General features: G+C 52.3%; 20 protein-coding genes and 2 pseudogenes. 7 read left to right on the forward strand and 15 right to left on the reverse strand.

Features of this window, described 5'->3' with window-relative positions; translation table 11 throughout:
- Positions 1–64: 64 nt before the first annotated feature.
- From KQJ19_RS24020 to apbC, 3 genes and pseudogenes are all read right to left on the reverse strand, one after another.
- Positions 65–535: pseudogene (locus KQJ19_RS24020) on the reverse strand (fimbrial protein); the annotation flags it as partial.
- Positions 536–613: 78 nt separating this feature from the next.
- Positions 614–772: pseudogene (locus KQJ19_RS24235) on the reverse strand (DUF2574 family protein); the annotation flags it as partial.
- 230 nt (positions 773–1002) lie between these two features.
- On the reverse strand, positions 1003–2112 hold the full coding sequence (apbC, locus tag KQJ19_RS14200) for an iron-sulfur cluster carrier protein ApbC (RefSeq protein WP_016153686.1): 1110 nt from the start codon (positions 2110–2112) through the stop codon (positions 1003–1005).
- A 164-nt stretch (positions 2113–2276) separates the two neighbouring features.
- Here apbC and metG point away from each other — a divergent pair, with 164 nt between their 5' ends.
- Together metG and KQJ19_RS14210 are read left to right on the forward strand one after the other, a co-directional pair.
- Positions 2277–4310, forward strand: coding sequence for a methionine--tRNA ligase (gene metG / locus KQJ19_RS14205; protein ID WP_047501004.1), 2034 nt, complete (start codon positions 2277–2279; stop codon positions 4308–4310).
- A gap of 211 nt (positions 4311–4521) precedes the next feature.
- Positions 4522–4980 (forward strand): YehR family lipoprotein, encoded by a 459-nt coding sequence (locus tag KQJ19_RS14210; RefSeq protein ID WP_141875420.1) that lies wholly within the window; start codon positions 4522–4524, stop codon positions 4978–4980.
- 42 nt (positions 4981–5022) lie between these two features.
- On the opposite strand, the gene KQJ19_RS14215 is transcribed toward KQJ19_RS14210, so the two are convergent.
- From KQJ19_RS14215 to KQJ19_RS14225, 3 genes are read right to left on the reverse strand one after another with little or no spacing between them, the layout of a single operon-like run.
- Positions 5023–5493 carry a DUF1456 family protein gene (locus KQJ19_RS14215; RefSeq protein ID WP_016153689.1) on the reverse strand — a complete coding sequence of 157 codons (471 nt, stop codon included), beginning with the start codon at positions 5491–5493 and terminating at the stop codon, positions 5023–5025.
- A 46-nt stretch (positions 5494–5539) separates the two neighbouring features.
- On the reverse strand, positions 5540–6259 hold the full coding sequence (gene btsR, locus KQJ19_RS14220; RefSeq protein ID WP_016153690.1) for a two-component system response regulator BtsR: 720 nt from the start codon (positions 6257–6259) through the stop codon (positions 5540–5542).
- Positions 6256–7941, reverse strand: coding sequence for a sensor histidine kinase (locus KQJ19_RS14225; protein ID WP_016153691.1), 1686 nt, complete (start codon positions 7939–7941; stop codon positions 6256–6258). Before KQJ19_RS14225 ends, btsR begins: the two co-directional genes overlap by 4 nt.
- A 225-nt stretch (positions 7942–8166) precedes the next feature.
- On the opposite strand from KQJ19_RS14225, the gene mlrA reads away from it, so the two are divergent.
- A complete protein-coding gene (mlrA, locus tag KQJ19_RS14230) occupies positions 8167–8898 on the forward strand; it encodes an HTH-type transcriptional regulator MlrA (RefSeq protein ID WP_016153692.1) in 732 nt (243 codons plus the stop codon).
- 74 nt (positions 8899–8972) lie between these two features.
- On the forward strand, positions 8973–9080 hold the full coding sequence (locus tag KQJ19_RS14235; protein WP_003027354.1) for a protein YohO: 108 nt from the start codon (positions 8973–8975) through the stop codon (positions 9078–9080).
- Here KQJ19_RS14235 and KQJ19_RS14240 read toward each other — a convergent pair.
- The 5 genes from KQJ19_RS14240 to bglX all read right to left on the reverse strand — a co-directional run bounded on the left by KQJ19_RS14240 (position 9061) and on the right by bglX (position 15334).
- Entirely contained in the window at positions 9061–9792 is a 732-nt protein-coding gene (locus KQJ19_RS14240) for an ABC transporter permease (protein WP_049281973.1), read from the reverse strand. The genes KQJ19_RS14235 and KQJ19_RS14240 overlap by 20 nt on opposite strands.
- On the reverse strand, positions 9776–10723 hold the full coding sequence (locus tag KQJ19_RS14245) for an ABC transporter ATP-binding protein (RefSeq protein WP_016153694.1): 948 nt from the start codon (positions 10721–10723) through the stop codon (positions 9776–9778). Before KQJ19_RS14245 ends, KQJ19_RS14240 begins: the two co-directional genes overlap by 17 nt.
- Entirely contained in the window at positions 10716–11882 is a 1167-nt protein-coding gene (locus tag KQJ19_RS14250; protein ID WP_016153695.1) for an ABC transporter permease, read from the reverse strand. Before KQJ19_RS14250 ends, KQJ19_RS14245 begins: the two co-directional genes overlap by 8 nt.
- 15 nt (positions 11883–11897) lie before the next feature.
- A complete protein-coding gene (locus KQJ19_RS14255; protein WP_065554087.1) occupies positions 11898–12815 on the reverse strand; it encodes an ABC transporter substrate-binding protein in 918 nt (305 codons plus the stop codon).
- Between the two features lie 221 nt (positions 12816–13036).
- Positions 13037–15334, reverse strand: a complete 2298-nt coding sequence (gene bglX, locus KQJ19_RS14260; RefSeq protein WP_216403788.1) for a beta-glucosidase BglX — start codon at positions 15332–15334, stop codon at positions 13037–13039.
- Between the two features lie 232 nt (positions 15335–15566).
- On the opposite strand from bglX, the gene dld reads away from it, so the two are divergent.
- Positions 15567–17276, forward strand: coding sequence for a D-lactate dehydrogenase (gene dld / locus KQJ19_RS14265; RefSeq protein ID WP_216403789.1), 1710 nt, complete (start codon positions 15567–15569; stop codon positions 17274–17276).
- A 100-nt stretch (positions 17277–17376) separates the two neighbouring features.
- On the opposite strand, the gene pbpG is transcribed toward dld, so the two are convergent.
- Together pbpG and KQJ19_RS14275 are read right to left on the reverse strand one after the other, a co-directional pair.
- Positions 17377–18324, reverse strand: a complete 948-nt coding sequence (pbpG, locus tag KQJ19_RS14270) for a D-alanyl-D-alanine endopeptidase (protein ID WP_016153699.1) — start codon at positions 18322–18324, stop codon at positions 17377–17379.
- 180 nt (positions 18325–18504) lie between these two features.
- Positions 18505–19092: a Yip1 family protein gene (locus tag KQJ19_RS14275; RefSeq protein WP_016153700.1), complete on the reverse strand. Its 588-nt coding sequence runs from the start codon at positions 19090–19092 to the stop codon at positions 18505–18507.
- Positions 19093–19256: 164 nt separating this feature from the next.
- On the opposite strand from KQJ19_RS14275, the gene KQJ19_RS14280 reads away from it, so the two are divergent.
- Entirely contained in the window at positions 19257–19829 is a 573-nt protein-coding gene (locus tag KQJ19_RS14280; protein ID WP_016153701.1) for a DedA family protein, read from the forward strand.
- Between the two features lie 24 nt (positions 19830–19853).
- Here KQJ19_RS14280 and mdtQ read toward each other — a convergent pair whose 3' ends face one another.
- Positions 19854–21293 (reverse strand): multidrug resistance outer membrane protein MdtQ, encoded by a 1440-nt coding sequence (gene mdtQ / locus KQJ19_RS14285; RefSeq protein ID WP_216403790.1) that lies wholly within the window; start codon positions 21291–21293, stop codon positions 19854–19856.
- Between the two features lie 169 nt (positions 21294–21462).
- On the opposite strand from mdtQ, the gene KQJ19_RS14290 reads away from it, so the two are divergent.
- Positions 21463–22197, forward strand: a complete 735-nt coding sequence (locus KQJ19_RS14290) for a class I SAM-dependent methyltransferase (protein ID WP_016153703.1) — start codon at positions 21463–21465, stop codon at positions 22195–22197.
- A gap of 184 nt (positions 22198–22381) precedes the next feature.
- On the opposite strand, the gene dusC is transcribed toward KQJ19_RS14290, so the two are convergent.
- The gene (gene dusC / locus KQJ19_RS14295) at positions 22382–23332 is read right to left on the reverse strand and encodes a tRNA dihydrouridine(16) synthase DusC (RefSeq protein WP_016153704.1); all 951 of its coding nucleotides are present in this window, start codon (positions 23330–23332) and stop codon (positions 22382–22384) included.
- Between the last annotated feature and the right edge of the window lie 38 nt (positions 23333–23370).

A 23370-nucleotide genomic window follows, 5' to 3' on the forward strand; every position in this document is an offset into this window, starting at 1 on the left:
ATCATCGTTAATAGAAAAAACACGTACTTTCAACAAGAAAGTACGTGAAATACCCGCAAATCAATTAGTCATAAGATACTGCAAATATCACTTTACTTTGTACTTCACCAGGCAGTAATGATTCCCCTGTCACGCGAATATATTTCGCAGTGATAGGGAAAGTGTACTGATTACTGATTGCTTCCAGTTTGGTCATTCTGTTCATCAGATTATCCCCCTATTTTAGAGGAGAAGTCGCGGTGCCATTATATATCTGGAACCCCACCCCTTTGGCGCCATTCGCTATCGTGTTTTTTAGTATTTTCCCGCTTTCATCCCAGACACCGCGCACCACCTTAAAAGTTACGGGATTGGTGGTGACGTTATATATACTTTCGCAATTCAATACCAGATTTGTGGAACCCGATTTGGTATTATTAACCGTGAGCATCTCATTTAATGTGGTATCTGGCATTTTAATTTCGTATCGGGGTAATGAAAACTGACACGTGATGGGTTTATGCGTTACTGTAAAGCTTAAATTCTACTTACTGAAAAATCATTGCTGGTCCAGATGTCATATCTAGATTAATTGTCGTTAACCCATCACTTTTATCTGAAATATACACCCGGCATCAGCGCTATAGGTGGGTTCAGTTACCCGACCATTGATATTCAAGGTGGCAGTATCTGTGGCGAAAGCAGAAGCGCTCATTCCATAAGCCAAAGTAATAACTCCCAAGAATAATTTTTTTTCATTACGTTCATTATTCCTGTATCGGTTGGGAAACAGCACACAAGCCGTCTTTCCAGTAGATTATGGATTAACTGCCTCGCTAAGACTAATTGAGATTGTAGATTAATTCGACCAATTTGATCAATTTAAATGATGAATTGAGGGCGTTTATTCAGAAAAAGAGATGAATTATACAGTCCGGATAAATAATTGAGTGAGATTTTTCATCCAATATATTCACTGAATCAATTCATTATTGATTCAGTGAATATTTTTAACGCTATTAATTACACCGCGCGGAAGGCAATTTCACCCGGAATCACTTCCCCTTGCCAGTAGAGCTGGGCAGCGACACGTCCTGCCAGGTCGCGGTAAATGGCGGTAAATTCGCTGTCAGGACGGCTGATGACCGTCGGCGTACCACGATCCAGGTCTTCACGCAGAGAAATATGCAGCGGCATCTGTCCCAGCAGTTGGGTGTGATACTGCTCAGCCAGTTTCTGCGCGCCACCGGTGCCGAAGATTGGCTCGTGATGACCACAGTTGCTGCAAATATGCATACTCATATTCTCAACAATACCCAGCACTGGCACTTCGACTTTTTCGAACATCACGATGCCTTTTTTCGCATCGATCAGCGCGATGTCCTGCGGAGTGGTCACCACAACCGCACCCGTGACCGGAATGTTTTGCGCCAGCGTCAACTGGATATCACCCGTACCCGGCGGCATATCCAGTACCAGATAATCAAGATCCGGCCATAAGGTTTCTTGCAGCATCTGCAGCAGGGCTTTGCTGGCCATCGGGCCGCGCCACACCATCGCATTATCGTCAGTAACCAGATAACCAATAGAGTTTGTCGCCAGGCCGTGAGACATGATCGGCGCCATATGGGTACCGTCTGGAGAGGTTGGACGCTGGTTCTCCGCACCGAGCATCGTCGGGATTGACGGGCCATAAATATCGGCGTCCAGAATCCCTACCTTCGCCCCTTCCGCAGCCAGCGCCAGCGCCAGGTTCACGGCAGTAGAGGATTTACCCACGCCACCTTTACCCGAACTGACGGCGATGATGTTTTTTACACCATTAATGCCCGGCTGGTTTTTCACGCGTTTCAGCGTCGCAATGTTATGCGACAGTTTCCAGTCGATTGCTTTCGCACCAGTAATACGCAGCAGATCGGCGCTACATTGCTCTTTTAAGTCCTCAAACGCGCTCTGCCAGACAAACGGCATGACCAGCTCAACGTGCAACGTGTCATCCATCCAGGCAACGTGATGCAACGCTTTAAGCGTCGTCAGATTATGCTTCAGGGTTGAATGCTGAAAATTCGCCAGCGTCCCGGCAACCATCGCGCGCAGGGTCTCTGGTGATTTGGCCTGGGATTGTGCGTTCATCCCGACTCCTTTTTGTTGTTCTGAAAATACAATAGTCACCAGGTAGTTTACTCCAACCGCAACAATTATTCATTTACGGATAAATGCCCTTATCGCTTGGCGCAGTAATTACCATTTTGGTACTATCAAAGCCCTTTTCACTACAAAAGAAGTAATTGCCCACTATGACTCAAGTCGCGAAGAAAATTCTGGTAACGTGCGCGCTGCCGTACGCCAACGGCTCTATCCACCTCGGCCATATGCTGGAGCACATCCAGGCTGATGTCTGGGTCCGTTACCAGCGAATGCGCGGCCACCAGGTTAACTTCATCTGCGCGGACGACGCACACGGTACGCCAATCATGCTGAAAGCACAGCAGCTTGGGATCACGCCAGAGCAGATGATCGGTGAAATGAGTCAGGAGCATCAGACTGATTTTGCGGGTTTTGACATCAGCTATGACAACTACCACTCTACGCACAGCGAAGAGAACCGTGAGCTGTCTGAGCTGATTTATACGCGCCTGAAGGAGAACGGTTTTATTAAGAACCGTACTATCTCCCAGCTTTACGATCCGGAAAAAGGCATGTTCCTGCCGGACCGTTTCGTTAAAGGCACCTGCCCGAAATGTAAATCTCCGGATCAGTACGGCGATAACTGTGAAGTCTGCGGCGCAACCTACAGCCCGACCGAACTTATCGAGCCGAAATCCGTCGTTTCTGGCGCGACGCCGGTAATGCGCGACTCCGAACACTTCTTCTTTGACCTGCCGTCATTCAGCGAGATGCTGCAGGCCTGGACACGCAGCGGCGCGTTGCAGGAGCAGGTCGCCAACAAAATGCAGGAATGGTTCGAATCCGGCCTGCAGCAGTGGGATATTTCCCGCGATGCCCCATACTTCGGTTTTGAAATCCCGGATGCGCCAGGCAAGTACTTCTACGTCTGGCTGGATGCACCAATTGGCTATATGGGTTCGTTCAAAAACCTGTGCGATAAGCGCGGCGACACGACCAGTTTTGATGAGTATTGGAAGAAAGATTCCGACGCTGAGCTGTATCACTTCATCGGTAAAGACATCGTCTACTTCCATAGCCTGTTCTGGCCGGCAATGCTGGAAGGCAGCAACTTCCGTAAGCCGACCAACCTGTTTGTACACGGTTATGTGACGGTAAACGGTGCGAAGATGTCCAAATCTCGCGGTACCTTCATTAAGGCCAGCACCTGGCTGAAGCACTTTGACGCCGACAGCCTGCGTTACTACTACACGGCGAAGCTTTCTTCACGCATTGATGACATCGACCTGAACCTGGAAGACTTTGTACAGCGTGTAAACGCCGATATCGTCAACAAAGTAGTCAACCTGGCATCACGTAACGCAGGCTTTATCAGCAAGCGTTTTGACGGCGTACTGGCGGCTGAACTGGCCGACCCGGCGTTGTATAAAACCTTCACTGACGCTGCTGCGGTGATTGGCGAAGCATGGGAAAGTCGTGAATTTGGTAAAGCTATCCGTGAAATCATGGCGCTGGCCGATGTGGCAAACCGCTACGTTGACGAACAGGCTCCGTGGGTCGTTGCTAAACAGGAAGGCCGCGATGCCGACCTGCAGGCGATCTGCTCCATGGGTATCAACCTGTTCCGCGTCCTGATGACTTACCTGAAACCGGTTCTGCCAACGCTTGCTGAACGTGTAGAAGCTTTCCTGAACAGCGAGCTGAGCTGGGATGCTATTAAGCAACCGCTGCTCGGTCACAAGGTCAACACCTTTAAGGCGCTCTACAATCGCATCGACATGAAACAGGTTGAAGCGCTGGTGGAAGCGTCGAAAGAAGAAGTGAAGGCCGCTGCCGCACCAGTAACCGGCCCGCTGGCGGATGACCCGATTCAGGAAACCATTACCTTTGACGATTTCGCCAAAGTTGACCTGCGTGTGGCATTGATTGAAAACGCCGAGTTTGTGGAAGGTTCTGACAAACTGCTGCGTCTGACGCTGGATCTCGGTGGCGAGAAGCGTAACGTCTTCTCTGGTATTCGTTCTGCCTATCCGGATCCGCAGACCCTGATTGGACGTCAGACCATTATGGTTGCTAACCTGGCACCTCGTAAGATGCGCTTCGGTATTTCTGAAGGGATGGTCATGGCGGCAGGTCCTGGCGGGAAAGATATCTTCCTGTTAAGCCCGGACGAAGGCGCAAAACCTGGCCAACAGGTGAAATAAATCAGACATCTCGAGCGCTGCAACTGCAGCGCTTTTTTTTTGCTGAGGGATTTACCTTTAATCTTAAACACACTCCCCCACTCCATTTTCGGACTGCTTAGCCATCGCTATTAGATTTATTCTATACTGCTCTGCTATTAAGGCCGCCCGGCCCCATCATATTCATTAGAATTATTATTTAGCATTCGATATTCATAAAATGGAGTTTTACATGACAGCGTTACAAAAATTAGTTTCTCTCGCCGCGGCATCGGTTGTGGTTTTTTCCCTGGCGGGTTGTGGTGAAAAAGAAGAGACGAAAACATTCAATGCCAATCTTAACGGTTCGGATATCACCGTCTCTTACACCTATAAAGGTGACAAAGTTCTGAAACAAAGCTCCGAAAGTAAAATCAGCTATGCGTCTGTCGGCGCCAGCAATAAAGAGGAAGCCGCAAAAGTATTCGACGCGTTAAGCGCTAAATATCAAAATATTGCAGGCGTAGAAGAAAAGCTCACCTATACAGATACCTACGCGCAGGAAAATGTCACTATCGATATGGAAAAAGTCGATATAAAAGCGTTACAGGCAATTTCCGGGATGAAGCTTTCTGAGAAAGCCGATAAAAATATCAGCATGAAGCAAATGCAAACGGTAATGGAATCGGCAGGTTTTAAAGAGGTGAAATAACATCCTGGCGACCCGAAATTCATCGCGGTCGCCAGCGTCGTTTTACGCTTTCGTTTTGTGCACTCGCGACGTCAAACCCCGCAGGAAATAACGCAGAAACTGATCGCCGCATTCGCGATAGTTCTTATGGTCCGGCGCGCGCATCATGGCGGTAATTTCCGGCATCGACACACGAAACTTCTGCTCGGTCATAATGGCCAGAATATCATCGGTTTTCAGCGAAAAGGCGATACGCAGCTTTTTCAGCACCGTATTGTTGTTAACACGACGCTCAAGCGCCAGTTCCGGCGCAGAATCGTCTTTACCACGCAGATGATAAATCAGACCGTTTAAAAATCCGGAGAGAATGATATCCGGGCAGCGAATAAACCCGGCTTCATCTTCTTTTGTCATCCAGGTATCAAAACCTGCGGAGGTGGATTCCATGTCAGCAAGCGCAAGAATACGCACCATGTCGTTATTGTTCGCTTTCAGGGTGTAGCGCAGGCTACGAAGAATATCGTTACTTAGCATAGAGCCTTCAACTGTCGGTGATGCAATGGCGCGCAGTGTATCAGTTTTACAGTCCAATCGCCTCTTTTAGACTTTTAAGATAACGGCGACTTACCGGAACTGTCAGCCCGTTGCGTAAAATCAGTTCGGCCTGACCGTTTTCTTCCAGACGGATCTCCCGCAATTGCGCCATATTCACCAGATACTGCCGATGGCAGCGCAGTAAAGGTGTACGGCTTTCCAGCGTTCTGAGCGTCAGTTCGGTGAAACCTTCTTTACCATCGCTGCTGGTCACATACACGCCGCTCATGCGGCTGCTGATAAACGCCACGTCATCCATTTGCAGCAGATAGATTCGGCTGTGACCGCTGCACGGAATAAACTTCAGCGCCTGCTGATTCTCCGGCAGTAGCGATACATCCTGTTTTGTGCGCTCCTGACGCAAACGGCTCAGCGTTTTTTCCAGTCGCGCCTCTTCAATCGGTTTGAGAAGATAATCAAACGCGTGTTCTTCAAAAGCTTTCACCGCATATTCATCAAACGCAGTAAGGAAAACAATATACGGACGATGCTCAGGATCAAGCATGCCAACCATTTCCAGACCGCTGATACGCGGCATCTGAATATCAAGGAACAGGACATCCGGACGCAGTTTATGTACCGCGCCGATGGCTTCCACCGCATTCGAACATTCGCCGACGATCTCGATGTCGCTTTGCGCCTGCAACAGGATCCGCAGATTCTCCCGCGCTAACGGTTCGTCATCGACAATCAGCACTTTGATCATGCCAGTTCCTCCAGAGGAAGTCGTAAAGTGATTCGGGTAAAGCGGTCAGGTTCACACGCTACGCTGATGCCAAAATCGTCGCCAAACCGCTCGCGCAGTCGTTTATCAACCAGATTCATACCCAATCCGCTGGCCTCAGACGTTGGCTGATACAACCCGGCGTTATCTTCAATATCCAGCATCAGATACTGCCCTTCGCGGCGGGCGGTAATCGACACTTCGCCGGTATCCAGTAGCTGAGAGGTACCGTGCTTAATGGCATTCTCCACAATAGGTTGTAGGGTAAAGGCAGGTAATTGCTGATACGAAAGCGCATCTGGCACCGTTAAAGTCACCTGCAGGCGCGACTGAAATCGCGCCTTTTCAATTTGCAGATAGGCATTAACGTGCTCAATTTCATCAGCCAGCGTCACAATCTCCGACGGACGTTTTAAGTTTTTGCGAAAGAACGTCGACAGATACTGCACCAGTTGGCTGGCCTGCTCGCTATCACGTCGGATCACGGCTTTGATGGTGTTGAGCGCATTAAACAAAAAATGGGGGTTCACCTGTGCATGCAGGAGTTTGATTTCCGACTGCGTGAGCATCGCTTTTTGCCGCTCATACTGCCCGGCCAGAATCTGCGCCGAAAGCAACTGGGCGATCCCTTCCCCCAGCGTGCGGTTGATCGAGCTAAAGAGGCGGTTTTTGGCTTCATACAGTTTGATGGTTCCCATCACCCGCTGGTTTTCCCCCCGCAAAGGGATCACCAGCGTCGAGCCTAATTTGCATTGCGGGTGCAAAGAGCAGCGGTAAGGGACTTCATTCCCATCGGCATACACCACCTCTCCGGTTTCTATCGCCCGTTGGGTGTACGACGACGAAATAGGTTTTCCGGGTAGATGGTGATCGTCACCAATGCCGGTAAATGCCAGCAGCTTCTCACGGTCGGTAATTGCCACAGCACCGATATCCAGCTCTTCATACAGCACCTGAGCGACCTTCATGCTGTTAACCTCGTTAAACCCCTGGCGCAAAATACCCTCCGTTGAGGCGGCAACTTTGAGCGCAGTGGCGGAAAAAGCAGAGGTATATTTTTCAAACATCGCCCGTTTATCGAGCAAAATACGCATAAATAAGGCTGCGCCCACGGTATTCGTCACCATCATCGGCGCGGCGATATTACTGACCAGCCGAAACGCATCGTCAAACGGCCGGGCGATTAACAAGATGATCAGCATCTGCACCAGTTCGGCGACAAAAGTAATGGCACCCGCGGTCAGTGGGCTAAAGACTTTATCGGTACGGCCACGACGGGTGAGCACGCTGTGCACCAGCCCGCCGAGCAAACCTTCCACAATGGTCGAAATCATGCAACTGAGCGCCGTCATTCCGCCCATTGAATAACGATGTAAGCCACCGGTTAGACCGACCAAACCGCCGACCACCGGGCCGCCAAGCAGCCCACCCATCACCGCGCCGATAGCTCGGGTATTAGCAATAGAATCATCAATGTGCAGCCCGAAATAGGTGCCCAAAATGCAGAAAATGGAAAAGGTAACGTAGCAAAGCAGCTTGTGCGGGAGCCGGATCGTGACCTGCATCAGCGGGATAAACAAACGCGTTTTGCTCATGAGCCACGCGATAACGAGAAACACACACATCTGCTGAAGCAGCAGCAACACCAGATTAAACTCGTACATACCTGCCAACCACACATCACTTAAAAGCGCGTAACATACATGGGCTGCGCGTAACTTTCTTTGAAGTGTTGCAAAAAAAAAGGAATTTGTGAGAACGATCACTCGAAAGCGCGAGCATGACTACAAATTCACCCATTTGTTGATCAAAAAACAGACAAAACTACCTGGTTCGCAAAAGAGCGTCTAAAGTAAAACTGGGACCTCGCGAGCATAAGTGAGACGACGATGGCGCTTTACACAATAGGTGAAGTGGCTTTGCTTTGTGATATCAACCCTGTCACTTTACGCGCGTGGCAGAGGCGTTACGGATTACTGAAACCGCAGCGAACAGACGGCGGGCATCGCCTGTTCAACGACGCGGATATTGACCGGATCCGTGAGATAAAACGCTGGATAAATAACGGCGTTCAGGTCAGTAAGGTAAAAATGTTGCTCAGCAATGAGAACATTGATGTGCATAACGGCTGGCGCGAACAGCAAGAGACGCTGTTGAGCTATTTGCAAAGTAATAATCTGCATAGCCTCAGGATGTGGATCAAAGAGCGCGGTCAGGATTATCCCGCACAAACGCTCAACACCCATTTGTTCATTCCGTTACGCCGCCGCCTGCAATGTCAGCAGCCGATCCTGCAGGCGTTACTGGGGATCCTCGACGGTGTCCTCATCAACTACATCGCGATTTGTCTGGCCTCGGCGCGCAAGAAACAGGGGAAAGATGCCCTGGTTGTCGGCTGGAACATTCATGATACCACCCGCTTATGGCTGGAGGGTTGGGTAGCCAGCCAGCAGGGATGGCGCGTTGACGTCCTCGCCCACTCGCTAAACCAATTGCGACCGGAACTGTTTGAAGGCCGAACCTTACTGGTCTGGTGCGGCGAAAGCCAAACGCCTGCTCAGCAGCAACAACTGAACGAATGGCGCGCGTTAGGTCACGATATTTATCCGCTCGGTATTTAAAGCCAACCAGGATCGGCTCTTAATATTCTGTTAACAAACGTGTACAATCCTTAGATTCACATAAGGAGTGCATAATGAGCGCAGCTAAAATCGGTGTCATTACCCTCTTCCTGCTGATGGCCATCGGCGGTATCGGCGGCGTCATGCTGGCAGGCTACACATTCATTTTACGTGCCGGGTAAGGTGGCTCGCTAATCGCTCAAACCCGCGGTCAACTATCACCGCAGCCAGCGCGACCAGCAGCGCCCCCTGAATCACATAGGCGGTATTGAACCCGCTCAGTCCGATGATAATCGGCGTGCCCAGCGTGTTCGCCCCGACGGTTGACGCTATCGTAGCGGTGCCGATATTAATAATCACCGACGTGCGAATTCCCGCCAGAATAACCGGTGCCGCCAGCGGCAACTCCACTTTCCGCAGCCGCTGGCCCTGACTCATGCCCATTCCGCTGGCGATATCCATCACACTGGGAGAAATTCCGCCGAGTCCCGCCAGAGTTGCCTGCAAGATAGGTAGCACGCCATACAAAATCAGCGCGATAATCGCGGGTTCAAGCCCAAACCCCATCACCGGTACGGCGATCGCCAGCACGGCGACCGGAGGAAATGTCTGCCCCACGGCGGCAATCGTTTCCACCATCGGCCTGAATTCCGCGCCCCAGGGCCGGGTTACCGCTATTCCCGCTCCGGTGCCAATGATGACGGCAATAAGGCTTGAAATCCCCACCAACGCAAAATGGCTCAACGCCAACGCCGTAAAACTTTCCTGCTGATATACGGGACGCGGCAGCGTCGGAAATAGCGAACTAAACAGGGCCTGACTGTGAGGCAACCCCATCAACAGGATCAGAAACAGCGCAACAAGCCATAGCAATGGATCAGCAAGACGTTTCACGGGTCGGCGTCTCCGAAAGCAAATCGCGAAAATGAAGCGTCCCGCAGGGCAACCCCTGCGGCGTCACGACCGGCAAGACATCGCAACCACGCGCCACGAACACCGACAATGCATCACGTAGCGTCATCTCATCCACCAGCGGCTCGCCGTCTGAGTGTTCGCCGCGACGGATAAAATCCCCTACCGTACGCAGCGACAACAGCCTTACGCCCAGTTCACTGCGGCCAAAAAAAGTTTGCACGAAATCATTCGCTGGCGCAGTGAGCATCGACAGCGGCGTGCCTTGCTTCACAACTTTTCCCGCATCCATCAAAATCAGATGCTCCGCCAGTCTCAGCGCCTCGTCGATATCATGCGTCACCAGCACAATGGTACGTCCCAATAAACGGTGGATACGCGTCATCTCCTGCTGCAGCGCGCCGCGGGTGACCGGGTCCAGCGCGCCAAAAGGCTCATCCATCAGTAGCACCTGCGGATCTGCGGCCAACGCACGCGCAACCCCAACCCGCTGCTGTTGTCCACCGGAGAGCTGATGCGGATAACGGTGACGCAAACTCGCCTCGAGGCCCAGCAGCGCCATTAGTTCATCTGTTCGATCATCAATACGTGAACGTGACCACTTTTGCAGCTGCGGTACGGTGGCAATATTCTGCGCGACGGTCCAGTGGGGAAATAAACCAATAGACTGAATCGCGTACCCCATGCGCCGTCGTAACTCCAGCACCGGCAGGCTGCGGATCTCCTCCCCGGCGAAACGGATCTGCCCGCTGTCATGTTCAACCAGCCGGTTGATCATCTTTAGCGTGGTAGACTTGCCCGAACCTGACGTGCCAATTAATACCGAAAAGCTGCCCTCTCCTAACTGCAGGTTAAGGTCGTCGACAGCTTTTTGTTGGCCATAGGTTTTACTGACATGGCGAAATTCAATCATTATTCGATACCTTTAGCAGCGCGATCCCTAAATCAAACAGCGCATCAATCAACACAGCCAGCACAACGACCGGGATCACGCCCAACAGCACTAAATCAACGGCGCTACTGAGCAATCCCTGAAAGACCAGCGCGCCAAATCCCCCTGCACCAATCAGCGCGGCTATCACCGCCATCCCCACCGTCTGGACCATCACCACTCGCAAACTGCGCAAGAAGACCGGCAGCGCCAGTGGAAACTGCACCGAGATAAACCGCTGACGCGCGCTCATCCCCATCGCCCGGGCGCTTTCAAGTACATCGCGTGGAACCTGATTCAATCCAGCCACTACGCCGCGAACCAGCGGTAAAAGCGCATACAGCACCAACGCAATAAGCGCAGGCGTCAGACCGGTTCCCGCTACGCCAAGCGAACCCAGCAAGGGAAAGTGCTTCACCAGTCCGGCAAGCGGCGCAATTAACAGGCCAAACAGCGCGACGGAGGGAATAGTCTGGATGATGTTCAGTACCGCGAATACTGGCCCCTGACGGGAGACAGAAAAAGTACACCAGACGCCCAGCGGCACGCCAATGAGCAGCGCGGGCACCACGGTAGCGAACAGAATCGTCAGATGCTGCGCCAGGGCGTCGTTAAAGACATCCTGGCGATTGGCATATTCTTTAAGCAGAGAAAGATCGTTAAACGTACCGGAGAGCAGTAACACCAGCGGCAAAATGAATATTTGTGCGTGCAATAACCAACGCCACGACGCCCGTTCGGTGATGCGACGAATGGCGTCACTGGCTGCCAGCAGCATCAGTCCCAGCCCTAACCAGAACCCGCTGCCCAGGCTGGTTCTGGCCAGCGGGCTACCCGTCTGAGCCAGATACGTTGCCGTTGTGCCGGCGATGACCAGCGCCGCAATCACCAACAGTTGGCTAACGATAAGCGTCAATATATTGCCGGATTTTCCCGGTACAAAGCACAGAAGAAACAGCAGCACACAGGCCGCCGCTAATCCCCATGCCATGTCGGGTTGGATATCCCAGAGTTGACGCCCTTCACCGGAAACCAGGCGATTGGGAGCATAGCTGATGAAAGGAAGCGCTGCCGCCGCGATGGTAAGAAACACCAGCAGCAACAGCACCCGATTTACTGAAATATTCGACAAAACACCCACCTGCTGCAAACTCCGTTACTTCACCCATCCTTTTTGCTTCAGGTAGTCTGCTGCGACTTTTTTCGCATCCAGCCCCTCCACGGCGATACTGGCATTCAGCCGTTGCAGCGTTTTTTCATCCAGGCTGGCAAATACCGGTTGTAGCCATTCTGCCATTTGCGGGTAGTCCTGCAGCACCGATTCACGCACAACGGGCGCTGGCGCATAAATGGGCTGTACGCCTTGCGGATCGCTTAATGTTTGCAGACCAAGCGCCGCAACCGGACCGTCGGTACCGTAGGCCATCGCTGCATTGACCCCTGAGGTCTGCTGCGCCGCCGCTTTAATCGTCACCGCGGTATCCCCCCCCGCCAGCGACAACAGCTGATTCTGATTCAGTTTGAAATCATAGGCTTTTTCAAAGGCAGGCAGCGCGTCAGCCCGTTCGATAAATTCCGCAGAGGCGGCAAGTTTGAACGTCCCCCCGTCTTTCAGGTAACGGCCTAAATCGGCAAGGGACTCAAGCTTATTCTTTTGCGCGATATCCTGGCGAACCGCAATGGTCCAGGTGTTGTTGGCGGGCGCAGGCGTTAGCCAGATCAGCTTATTTTGCTCTGCGTCCAGCTTTTTCACTTTGTCATAACCAGCCTGCGCATTTTTCCATGCAGGATCATTCTCATCTTTAAAAAAGAATGCGCCATTGCCGGTATATTCCGGATAAATATCCAGTTCACCAGAGGTGATTGCCCCACGCACCACCGGAGTGGTACCCAGCTGTACTTTATTAACGGTTTTCACGCCGTGACTTTCGAGCACCTGCAAAATAATGTTGCCGAGCAGCGCCCCTTCGGTATCTATTTTTGAACCGACCGTGACGGGTGACGCGGCCTGTAAGGGCAAGCTGATCGCGGCTAACAACGCCAGCGAACCCACCCAAACTTTTGAAATTATCATGCTGCACTCCTCATTCTTTTACGGCCCTTTTCAGAGACTTGAGGAAAAAGCATAGTCGAAAAATCAAGCCTTAACCTGGCAATTGGGTAGTAACACTGAGAGTTACTCGCGGTAAGGCGATAATACAATAAAAAAAATCCGGCAAACCCAAAGTGAGTTTACCGGATGGTACGATTTCGCAGGCCTGATAAGCGTCACGTTACCAGGCATGATATCAATTACTACAGCAGTTCAAATTCGCCCTGCTTCACTCTGGCGGAATCCACGCCGATAAAGACGTTGAACTTGCCCGGTTCGGCATCGTATTGCATACGCTGGTTCCAGAATTTCAGCGCTTCAACATCAATTGGGAAGCTAACGGTTTGGGTTTCACCCGGCTTAAGATTCACCTTCTCAAAACCTTTCAGCTGTTTTACCGGACGACTCATTGAAGCGGTAACATCCTGCAAATACATCTGAATCACCGTCGCACCTTCGCGTTTGCCGGTGTTGGTCACCTGCACGCTGGCCGTCACGGTCCCGTCACGCTTCATCGTCGGAGAAGAGAGTTTCACATCAGAAACCGTGAATGTGGTGTAGCTCAGGCCATAGCCAAAGGGATACAACGGACCGTTCGCTTCGTCAAAGTAGCGCGACGTGTACTTATTCGGCTTATCGGCATTATACGGGCGACCGGTATTGAGATGGCTGTAATAGACCGGGATCTGTCCGATAGAGCGCGGGAAAGACATCGGCAACTTGCCTGACGGGTTGTAATCGCCAAACAGCACATCGGCGATGGCGTTACCGCCTTCCGTCCCGGCAAACCAGGTTTCGAGGATCGCATCGGCCTGTTGATCTTCCTTAACCAGCGCCAGCGGACGACCGTTCATCAGTACCAGAACCAGCGGTTTACCCGTGGCTTTCAGCGCGGTAATCAGGTCACGCTGACTCTGCGGAATGGTGATATCGGTGCGGCTGGAGGCTTCATGCGCCATTCCCTGCGCTTCACCAACTACCGCGACCACCACGTCAGACTGCTTCGCGGCGTTAACGGCTTCATCAATCATCGCCTGCGGTGAACGCGGGTCAACCTTCACCGCCTCTTCATACTGGTTGAGGAAGTCGACAATGCCTTTGTCGTTGGTGATGTTCGCCCCTTTGGCGTATACCACTTTGCCCTGCTCGCCGATGGCATTTTTAATCCCCGTCAGCACCGTTACCGACTGATCGGCAACCCCGGCAGCAGACCAACTGCCCATCACATCACGCTTGCTGTCGGCCAGCGGACCGACAACCGCTACGGTGGCGGATTTTTTCAGCGGCAATGTTTCCAGACGGTTTTTCAGCAGCACCAGGCTTTCACGCGCCACTTCACGCGCCTCTTTACGATGCAAACGGCTTTCCGCGTTGGTGTCCTGCGGGTCAGATTCTTTGGCCCCCAGATGGCTGTACGGATCGTTAAACAGCCCCATATCATATTTCACGTTCAGCACATGACGCGCAGCGTCGTCCAGCTCCGCCATCGTCACCTTACCTGACTTAATCAACCCCGGCAGGTATTTGCTGTAATACTCATCGCTCATGCTCATGTTGATGCCGGACTTGATCGCCACACGCACCGCATCTTCAGGATCGGCGGCAGTGCCGTGCTTAATCAGTTCCTTAATCGCGCCGTGATCGGAAACGGTAATGCCCTTAAAGCCCCACTCATCGCGCAGCACGTCTTTTAACAGCCATGCATCCGAAGTCGCCGGCGTGCCGTTCAGCGAATTAAGCCCCACCATCACCGCACCGCTACCGGCGTCCAGTCCGGCTTTGTACGGTGGCATATAGTCGTTGAACAAACGCTGCGGGCTCATATCGACAGTGTTGTATTCCTTGCCGCCTTCAACCGCGCCATAGGCGGCATAGTGCTTGACGCTGGTCATCACCGAATAGCGATCGGCCGGGCTTTTACCCTGCATCGCTTCCACCATGGTTTTGCCCATCGTGGCGGTCAAATACGTATCTTCGCCAAACCCTTCCGAGGCGCGGCCCCAGCGCGGATCGCGCGAGACATCGACCATCGGCGCCCAGGTCATATTCAGACCATCATCGGCGGCTTCATACGCAGACACTCGACCAACGGTTCTGACCGCATCAAGATTAAAGGAGGACGCCAGACCGAGGCTTATCGGGAATACGGTACGCTGACCGTGCAATACGTCGTAGGCAAAAAAGAGAGGGATTTTCAGGCGGCTGAGATCCATCACCTGATCCTGCATTTTGCGGATATCCTGGCGCGTGACGGTGTTAAAAATTGCCCCAACCTGCCCGTCTTTGATCATCTCGCGGATGGCTTCTTTCGGGTTATCAGGCCCGACGCTTATCAAACGCAGTTGCCCAATCTTCTCATCCACGGTCATCTGCTTGAGTAAATCGGTAACGAAGGCATCCCGCGCCTCTGGCGTCAGTGGATGGTTACCAAACAGAGTGTCCGCCAACGCTGGTTGCAATGCCAGACTCACCGCGACACCTACAGAACATAGCCATTTCATGTTGATTCTCTCTTTATTTTTTCCCGACGAGGCAGCGAAAATATAACAAAAACCGCAGTTTGCCGTAAGACTAAACGGGAGCGATAAAGAAAGCTAAGGTTATTCTCCTAATTTTCGAAACCAGCGCGAATCAGTAAAAGACGAACCAGAGACAATATGAATGAGAAAGCGTATTGTCATACAAAGCGCTATGCTTGTTCCTGATATTGAGTCCCACCACAAGGAGTGGAGAATGTCTTCCATTACAACAGATAATAAAGCTTTCCTGAATGAACTGACCCGTCTGGTGGGTCATTCACACCTGCTGACAGAACCTGCTAAAACCGCCCGCTATCGCAAGGGATTCCGCTCCGGCCAGGGCGATGCGCTTGCCGTCGTGTTCCCCGGGTCGCTTTTAGAACTGTGGCGCGTTTTGAGCGCCTGCGTCGCCGCGGATAAAATTATCCTGATGCAGGCCGCTAACACCGGCTTGACCGAAGGGTCTACGCCGAGCGGTAATGATTACGACCGCGAGATTGTCATTATCAGCACCCTGCGTCTTGATAAGCTGCACGTCATCGGCAAAGGTGAACAGGTGCTGGCCTATCCAGGAACCACGCTCTATTCGCTGGAAAAAGCGCTCAAACCGTTTGGCCGTGAGCCGCATTCGGTAATCGGATCTTCCTGTATCGGCGCTTCGGTTATCGGTGGCATTTGCAACAACTCCGGCGGCTCGCTGGTACAGCGCGGCCCGGCATACACGGAGATGTCGCTGTTTGCGCGTATTGACGAACAGGGAAAATTACAGCTGGTTAACCATCTGGGTATTGAGCTGGGCCAGACCCCGGAGCAGATCCTGAGCAAACTGGATGACGAGCGTATTAGAGATGACGATATTCGCCACGACGGGCGTCACGCGCACGATCACGACTACGTTACCCGTGTCAGAGATATCGACGCAGACACGCCCGCACGCTATAACGCCGACCCGGATCGCTTGTTTGAATCGTCCGGTTGTGCAGGCAAGCTCGCGGTCTTTGCCGTGCGTCTGGACACCTTCGAAGCCGAAAAAAACCAGCAGGTCTTTTACATCGGCACCAACCAGCCAGAGGTGCTGACGGAGATCCGCCGTCATATTCTGGCAAAATTCGAGCATCTGCCGGTCGCCGGTGAATATATGCACCGCGATATTTACGACATCGCTGAGCAATACGGCAAAGATACGTTTCTGATGATCGACAAGCTCGGCACCGATAAAATGCCGTTCTTCTTCACCCTGAAAGGTCGCACCGATGCGATGCTGGAAAAAGTGAAAATTTTCCGTCCTCACTTCACCGACCGGGCAATGCAGAAATTTGGTCATTTGTTCCCCAGCCACTTACCGGCGCGCATGAAAAGCTGGCGCGATAAGTACGAGCATCACCTGCTGTTAAAAATGGCCGGTGGCGGCGTGGCTGAAGCCCAAAACTGGCTAAGCGAGTATTTCAAAACCGCTGAAGGCGACTTCTTTGCCTGTACGGCGGAAGAAGGCAGCAAGGCGTTCTTGCACCGCTTCGCGGCGGCTGGCGCGGCTATTCGTTATCAGGCCGTACATGCGGATGAGGTGGAAGATATTCTGGCGCTGGATATCGCGCTGCGTCGTAACGACACCGAATGGTACGAGCATCTGCCTCCAGAGATCGACAGTCAACTGGTGCACAAACTCTATTACGGTCACTTTATGTGTTACGTCTTCCATCAGGATTACATCGTGAAAAAAGGCGTGGATGCGCATGCGCTCAAAGAGCAGATGCTGGAACTCCTGCGCGAGCGTGGGGCGCAGTATCCGGCAGAGCATAACGTCGGGCATCTGTATCAGGCGCCGGAAACCTTGACCCGTTTTTACCGTGAGAATGACCCCACCAACAGTATGAATCCGGGTATTGGGAAAACGAGTAAGCAGAAGTTCTGGAAAGAATCGTAAATCTGAAAAAGATAAGCGCTACTGGGCATGTTGCCGGGGCGCTTTGCTTGCCCGGCCTACTGCTACATTCGCTATGCGTAGGCCGGATAAGATATCTTATTTAATCGTTCTGTGCGGTTTGCTCGCCCTTCGCCGAACCTGCCGCCGCCATCTGCGCAGCTTTTTGCTTTTTATAGCTCAGCGCCGCCGCCGGAACCGGCATCACCTTGCCCGTTTCAATCCAGGTACGTAAACGGCTGGCATCGGCAAAGTGAGTATATTTGCCAAAGGCATCCATCACCACCAGCGCCACCGGCTTGTTGTTAATCACTGTGCGCATCACCAGACAGTGACCTGCCGCATTGGTAAACCCGGTTTTCGTTAACTGAATATTCCAGTTATCGCGGTATACCAGATGGTTGGTGTTACGAAACGGCAGCGTATACGCAGGGTTGGCAAACGTCGCCATATCTTCACGCGTGGTACTTAGCTGGCCGATCAGCGGATACTGTTTGCTGGCGATCAGCAGCTTGGTTAAGTCACGGGCGGTCGAGACGTTATGAATCGACAAGCCAGTGGGTTCCACAAAGCGTGTCTGAGTCATGCCGAGCGCTTTCGCTTTGGCATTCATGGCTTTGATAAACGCGTTGTATCCGCCCGGGTAATGATGCGCCAGACTCGCCGCCGCACGGTTTTCTGATGACATCAGCGCCAGCAATAACATGTCTTTACGGCTGATTTCGCTGTTCAGTCGTACGCGAGAGTAAATGCCTTTCATCTCCGGCGTCTGGCTAATATCGACTTTCAGCTTTTCATTCAGCGGCAGTCGTGCATCAAGCACCACCATCGCCGTCATTAATTTGGTAATCGACGCAATCGGACGCACAAGGTCCGGGTGGTTCGAATAGATAACTTTGTTGGTATTCAGATCAACGATCATCGCGCTACCGGACGCTATCTCAGGTTGAGAAGCCGCTGCGGTAGTTGCCGTTTTCGCCACGGCTTGGGGTGCAAAAGGAACGGCCAGCACCAGGGCAAGGCTTAATAATGAAACTCGGAATTTCAGCATGATGAGATTTCTGATAATGGTTCACGCACGTCACAACGCACACCGCCAGAGATTAAGTATTATCTCAAGCTAGCTCAGGCATCATAGCGATCCGGCAGGTTTGCTGCCACAGGAGAATCGTCTCGAAATGCTGCGTTGCTGACTTTTACGTCAACAACGCAGCGTAGACAGGTTTATCCGTCAGAATAACCGATAGCCGTAACCCCACAGGATTACCGTAATAGCCAGCAGAACCTCCAGTACCAGCACACCGATCGCCAGCGTCGAACTGGAAAAACTCAACCCTTCCTCACGAGTGATATTCAGGAACGTCGGAATACCGAGATAAAGTAAATAGCCGGTGTAAAACAGCGCGAGAGTCCCGACTAATGCACACAGCCAGACCAGCGGATAAAGTGCGACCAGCCCGCTTAAAAACAGCGGCGTCGCGACATATCCGGCAAAGACCATACAATGCGCCAGCGACGGACGCTGCGGGTAGTTACGCGCCATCCACCAGATAACCCGGCCCATGACGGCAACGCCCGCCAGCATCACCCCGTAAAACAGAATCGCCATTGCAAATCCGGTCAACAGGGATAATTTCAGGATATTGCCATCGCCAAAATCCCAGCCGATTTGTGTGGTACCGATGAACGCACAAACAACCGGGATTGCCGCCATCAGCAGTACATGGTGGGTGTAGTGATGCGAAACGCTTTCGTTTTCGCTGTTGATCACATGCATTTCACGATCGGGATGGGAAAACAGCCCCCAGACATGGTTCATACCGCCCCCTTCTTGTCAGCTCCGGACCTCAACAGTTCAAGTATAATTCAGCTTTGGATTAATTTTTGTACAACAACAAAAATGACGAACCGCTAATTCAGCGCTTTTAAACCCCACGATGATTCACAGGGTGTATGCTTAACGTCGGGAGGTCATCCAGACATATGGATATAAACAGTCTTATTGCACATTACGGTTACGCCGCATTGGTCATTGGCAGTTTGGCCGAAGGTGAAACCATTACCCTGCTGGGCGGCGTGGCGGCACATCAGGGATTACTTAAATTTCCTCTGGTGGTTATCTCTGTGGCCCTGGGCGGGATGATTGGCGATCAATTGCTGTATCTGCTTGGGCGTCGTTACGGTGGAAAAATTTTGCGTCGTTTTTCAAAACATCGCGACAAAATCCGCCGGGCGCAGAAAATGATCCAGCGCCGTCCTTATCTGTTCGTGATTGGCACCCGTTTTATGTATGGTTTTCGCGTGATCGGCCCATTGCTGATTGGCGCAAGCCATTTGCCGCCTAAAATTTTCCTGCCGTTGAATATTCTGGGGGCGCTGGCGTGGGCGCTGATATTTACCACGCTGGGCTATGTGGGGGGAGAAGTCATTGCGCCGTGGCTACACAATCTCGACCAGCATATTAAGCACTGGATATGGCTGGCTCTGGTGATTGTGCTGGTGCCTGGCGTTCGGTGGTGGTTAAAAAAACGCAGCAGCAAAAGTACGGCCCGGTAGCGCGATGTCTACCGGGCGGGTGCGTTACGAAGCGTGGTAGCCGCCCCCCAGCGCGCGGTTCAACTGGATTGAGGCATCCAGCCATTGCCCTTGTAAAAGCAGAGCGTTGCACCGTTCACGTAATGCCGGGATCTTTGCCTCACTGACCCGGGAGCCCGCAATAATTCCGGCATTGAAGCGCGCCTGCGCCAGACCCACTACGCGCAGTGCATCATGCTCAATCTGCTGCTGATGCTGATTCTTCTGCGCCAGGGTTTCTACCTGCGAAGCTGCACGCGCCACGTCATTCACCGCATCCACCACGGCTTTGTTGTAATTCGCCACCGTCAGGTTGCTTTGCGCTTGAGTAATGTCGAGATTCGCGTTCAGCCTGCCGCTATCAAAGATAGGTAGCGTCAGCCCGGCCGTTACGCCCATTTGCTGCGCGGAATGGCGAAACAAGTCGCTCAGATGTAACGCATCCTGTTGTAAAAATGCCATCAGATTTACATCGGGATAAAACGCCGCTTTCGCCGCATCAATGCTGCTCAGCGATGACTCAATGTACCAGTGCGCCGCCTGCAAATCCGGTCGGCGGGCCAGCAGCGAATAACCTAGCTGGGACGGGAGCTGGCTTTCCACCGCGGGCAGCGGGGTCGAATGGAGTTTCAGGGCTGTGGACTGCGAGTTGGTCAGCGCGCTCAACCGCGCTTCAATTACCTTCATTTTACCGCTGACATCGTTCAGCTGCTGCTCTGTTTTGCTGGAATCGATATCGGTTTCAACGCCTTCCACCGAAGAAGTAAGACCATTTTGATACAGTTGACGATCAACGTTAATGACGTTCTGCTGCTCGGTTTCGATTTGCGTCAACACGGTTTTCAGCCCGGCCTGCGTTTGCCATTCCCAGTAAAGACGAGCCACACCGCTCGCCAGCACCTGTTGCGTTTGCTCGCGCTCGGCTTCACGCGCCTTAACGGCCCCAATACGTGCCGTCACTTCGGCCCGATTTTTACCCCACAGATCCAAATTCCAGCCAGCAGTTAAACCCAAGGTGCCGTTGGTGTACCACGGCCCGGTCGTCCCGGCGGCCGGATCGGTAATGGCAAACGGACCCATCAGCCCTTCGGCTGACATTCTCTGACGCTCCACATCTGCAGAGAAATCGATCTCCGGGCCATCCTGCGCCTCCACAGCCTTAGCCTGCGCCTCCGCCAGTTGAATGCGCTGTTCCGCGACCTGCATATCAGGGGAGTTGCGTAACGTGCTGTCAATCAGCGCATTAAGCTGGGGGTCATGGAATGCCTTCCACCATTGGCTGTCCGGCCAGCCATTTTTTAACGCCGCAGGCAATGTGGTATCGACATTCGCAGCGGGGGTCTGCTGTGACAGAGACTGGCGGTCATCATGCATCGGCGCGCAACCTGACATCAAAATAAAAAGCGGCAACAATGCCGTCGTGACAAAAGCAGAATTACGATTCATGGAGAGACACAGGTAAGAAAAGATGTGCTGAGATTACGACTTGTCGCGTTTCCTTTTTTAGTTACGCGTGGCAATACACCTTTGGCAATAAAAATATATAATCGGCAAAATATACACCCAACAAATAATTTAGATTAATTAATTTTAATAATTTATGGATGGAGACATTATGTCACAGAATATCTATGACGATCCCGAGTTCTTTGCCGGATATGCCACACTGGACCGTTCAGTAAAAGGGCTCGACGGTGCGCCAGAATGGCCGACAATACAAGCGATGCTCCCCGCTCTACAGGGAAAAAATATCCTCGATTTGGGTTGCGGATATGGCTGGTTTTGCCGCTACGCGCGCGATAACCAGGCGGCCAGCGTAGTGGGACTGGATATTTCACAAAAGATGTTAACCCAGGCGCACAGCATGACGCAGGGTAATGGCATCGTTTATCGCCGTGAAGATCTCGAAACGCTTTCCCTGTCGCCAAATTCCTTTGACCTGGTTTACAGCTCACTTGCCCTGCACTATTTGCGCGATATCGCGCGATTATTCGTAACGATTTACCAGTCGTTAACACCGGGAGGCATGTTGGTATTCTCTGCCGAGCATCCCATTTATACTGCACCGCTTAACCAAGGTTGGATAAAAGATAAAACCGGGCAACAGTCCTGGCCGGTCAATCATTATCAGCAGGAAGGCACACGCATCAGTAACTGGTTCGCGGAGGGTGTCAAAAAACAGCACCGTAAGCTGGCGACCTGGATTAATGCGCTGATAGCCGCCGGATTCGAAATCGTTTGTGTCGATGAATGGGGGCCGTCCGCTGAACAGATTGCTGAAAACCCGGCGCTGGATGAAGAAAAAGAGCGGCCAATGGTGTTTCTGCTCAGCGCACGTAAACCGGAGTAAGGTCATTACAGGAAGATTTTCAGAGGCTTTCCTATACTTAACCTGAACTCACCAAAAAAGGAACGCTGATGAAAATCTTACTGTGGATTATTTTAGTTATTTTTCTGATTGGGTTATTGGTGGTAACTGGCGTGTTTAAGATGATTTTTTGAAACAAAGGCCACTCCGGTGGCCGATTAATGTGTTAATGCAATTTAGCGATATCAATGGCCTGAATCGCGCGCGCGATATCCGGTGAATTGTTTAATGCGCGGATTTCCTGAAACAGCGCGGTTGCCTCTGAGTATTCTTTACGCAAATACCCTAACCATTGTTTAATCCGCGCCACGTGGTACAGCCCGGTATCACCCTGCTTTTCAAGACGAGTATATTTTTGCAACAGCATCACGACATCAGGCCACGGCATACGCGGCTCGTTGTACTTCACCACACGGCTCAGGTTCGGAATATTTAATGCCCCACGGCCAATCATCACCGCATCGCATCCGCTGATAGCCATACAGTCCTGGGCGCTTTGCCAGTCCCAGATTTCGCCATTCGCGATAACCGGAATGGTAAGCCGCTGGCGGATCTCACCGATAGCCTGCCAGTTGATATGTTCGGCCTTATAGCCCTGTTCCTTGGTTCGGCCATGCACCGCCAGCTCGCTGGCGCCCGCCTGCTGAACGGCATCAGCAATTTCAAACTGCCTGTCGCTGTTGTCCCAGCCCAGACGCACTTTCACCGTCACGGGGAGATGATCCGGAACCGCCTCGCGCATGGCTTTTGCGCCCCGGTAGATGAGTTCAGGATCTTTTAATAACGTTGCGCCACCGCCGCTGCCGTTGACCAGCTTCGACGGGCAGCCACAGTTCAGATCGACACCAAACGAGCCCAGTTCTACCGCGCGCGCCGCGTTCTCCGCCAGCCACTGCGGATACTGCCCCAGCAACTGTATGCGCACCCGCGTGCCGGATGGCGTCCGGCTATTGTTATGCAGTTCCGGGCAGAGCCGATGGAATACTTTTGCCGGCAGGAGCTGATCTACCACGCGCACAAACTCGGTGATGCACAGATCGTAATCATTCACTTCAGTCAGCAGCTCGCGCACCAGTGAGTCGAGCACGCCTTCCATCGGCGCCAGTAAAACACGCATATCGTCACCCGCAAAAAAAGAGGCGCTATGGTAGCGCC

It is taken from the genome of Citrobacter sp. S46_ASV_140 (assembly GCF_018919545.1).
In the GTDB taxonomy this organism is placed as follows: Bacteria; Pseudomonadota; Gammaproteobacteria; order Enterobacterales; family Enterobacteriaceae; genus Citrobacter; species Citrobacter braakii.

Coding starts and splice junctions, on each gene's coding strand:
- apbC (WP_016153686.1), bottom strand. CDS start 2,112: ATGAACGCACAATCCCAGGCCAAATCACCAGAGACCCTGCGCGCGATG.
- metG (WP_047501004.1), top strand. CDS start 2,277: ATGACTCAAGTCGCGAAGAAAATTCTGGTAACGTGCGCGCTGCCGTAC.
- KQJ19_RS14210 (WP_141875420.1), top strand. CDS start 4,522: ATGACAGCGTTACAAAAATTAGTTTCTCTCGCCGCGGCATCGGTTGTG.
- KQJ19_RS14215 (WP_016153689.1), bottom strand. CDS start 5,493: ATGCTAAGTAACGATATTCTTCGTAGCCTGCGCTACACCCTGAAAGCG.
- btsR (WP_016153690.1), bottom strand. CDS start 6,259: ATGATCAAAGTGCTGATTGTCGATGACGAACCGTTAGCGCGGGAGAAT.
- KQJ19_RS14225 (WP_016153691.1), bottom strand. CDS start 7,941: ATGTACGAGTTTAATCTGGTGTTGCTGCTGCTTCAGCAGATGTGTGTG.
- mlrA (WP_016153692.1), top strand. CDS start 8,167: ATGGCGCTTTACACAATAGGTGAAGTGGCTTTGCTTTGTGATATCAAC.
- KQJ19_RS14235 (WP_003027354.1), top strand. CDS start 8,973: ATGAGCGCAGCTAAAATCGGTGTCATTACCCTCTTCCTGCTGATGGCC.
- KQJ19_RS14245 (WP_016153694.1), bottom strand. CDS start 10,723: ATGATTGAATTTCGCCATGTCAGTAAAACCTATGGCCAACAAAAAGCT.
- KQJ19_RS14255 (WP_065554087.1), bottom strand. CDS start 12,815: ATGATAATTTCAAAAGTTTGGGTGGGTTCGCTGGCGTTGTTAGCCGCG.
- bglX (WP_216403788.1), bottom strand. CDS start 15,334: ATGAAATGGCTATGTTCTGTAGGTGTCGCGGTGAGTCTGGCATTGCAA.
- dld (WP_216403789.1), top strand. CDS start 15,567: ATGTCTTCCATTACAACAGATAATAAAGCTTTCCTGAATGAACTGACC.
- pbpG (WP_016153699.1), bottom strand. CDS start 18,324: ATGCTGAAATTCCGAGTTTCATTATTAAGCCTTGCCCTGGTGCTGGCC.
- KQJ19_RS14275 (WP_016153700.1), bottom strand. CDS start 19,092: ATGAACCATGTCTGGGGGCTGTTTTCCCATCCCGATCGTGAAATGCAT.
- KQJ19_RS14280 (WP_016153701.1), top strand. CDS start 19,257: ATGGATATAAACAGTCTTATTGCACATTACGGTTACGCCGCATTGGTC.
- mdtQ (WP_216403790.1), bottom strand. CDS start 21,293: ATGAATCGTAATTCTGCTTTTGTCACGACGGCATTGTTGCCGCTTTTT.
- KQJ19_RS14290 (WP_016153703.1), top strand. CDS start 21,463: ATGTCACAGAATATCTATGACGATCCCGAGTTCTTTGCCGGATATGCC.
- dusC (WP_016153704.1), bottom strand. CDS start 23,332: ATGCGTGTTTTACTGGCGCCGATGGAAGGCGTGCTCGACTCACTGGTG.